The sequence below is a fragment of the Mesorhizobium sp. M7A.F.Ca.US.011.01.1.1 genome (assembly GCF_003998295.1).
In the GTDB taxonomy this organism is placed as follows: domain Bacteria; phylum Pseudomonadota; class Alphaproteobacteria; order Rhizobiales; family Rhizobiaceae; genus Mesorhizobium.
Window position 1 is genome coordinate 1 of sequence record NZ_RZRT01000249.1, and the last position, 454, is coordinate 454.

General features: G+C 61.0%; 1 protein-coding gene. It reads right to left on the minus strand.

What is annotated here, in order from left to right; translation table 11 throughout:
- Nucleotides 1–102: 102 nt before the first annotated feature.
- The coding region (locus EOA13_RS37580) for a helix-turn-helix domain-containing protein (RefSeq protein ID WP_127298073.1) at nucleotides 103–454 on the minus strand (352 nt) is incomplete at its 5' end.

Consider the following 454-nt stretch of genomic DNA (forward strand, 5'->3'; position numbering starts at 1 on the left):
CCCCACCTGTCGCCTCATAGAAACGAACGATAATCTTGCATTATCAGTAGCTTAGTCTCTTGTCACAGCCCACGATAAGGTGGCAAGCTCTCGATGCTCGTTTCAGATCACTCCCCAGGCGCGAAACCTTCCCCTCCCCGTCATCTCGCGCAGGCCAAGCTCGCCGATCAGGTTGAGCGCCCCTTGTTTTGTCACTTTTAGCCGCTCCTGGATCATGCCCGCCGAAACGAGTGGCCGCGACAGCACGAGTTCGACCAGGTCGGGCAGTTTCGAGCTGGCGCGCCGTTGTTTGACTCGCCGCTCCAGCTGGCTTTTGGCTAGCACCAGCCGATCGTGTTCCTTCAGGCCAGCCAGCGCTGCGTCGTGGATTCCATCGAGGCAGGCCAGCAACCGGTCGCCGCGATTGCGCGCCCGCCTCCGCTCGCGCGGAATGTTTTTCGCGCCGAGATGCAGG